At 56.6% G+C, this 415-nt stretch carries 1 protein-coding gene; it reads right to left on the bottom strand.

Features of this window, described 5'->3' with window-relative positions; genetic code table 11:
- A partial coding sequence (locus AC1DY7_RS31345) for an Lrp/AsnC family transcriptional regulator (RefSeq protein WP_477497656.1) occupies window positions 1–264 on the bottom strand: 264 nt, incomplete at its 3' end.
- Between the last annotated feature and the right edge of the window lie 151 nt (window positions 265–415).

Here is a 415-nt window from a genome sequence, read left to right as displayed (position 1 = left end):
GTTGAAACGCTCCAGCTCACTCTCGCGCTGGCGTTCCAGCTTGATCGAGGCGAACACCGAGATTGGCAGATCGACCAGATCCTGGTCGATGAGCGCGGCATAGCCAGTGATGACGCCCCTGTCCTCCATCATGCGTACGCGACGCGCGCAGGGCGATGCTGACAGGCCGACCTGATCGGCAAGTTGCTGCGCCGTCATCCTGCCGTCCTCTTGTAGCGCGGCGATGATCTTGCGGTCGATATCGTCCAGTCGGCTTTTTGGCACGGATTGTCGCTCCTACCATCGATATTGATCAAAGCAGCTAAAACAAGTCTCGAACTAAGGCAAGTTTAGCGACAATCGGTTTTTCCTCCGCCCTATGATTTCGAACGGTTTCACCAGGAGACTTGGCACTTGGACGAGCGGACTTTGGAGG

The organism is Mycobacterium sp. P2_H7, from assembly GCF_056403275.1.
The sequence above is the reverse complement of the archived record's forward strand: the minus strand, read 5'-3'. Positions and strand labels throughout refer to the sequence as shown.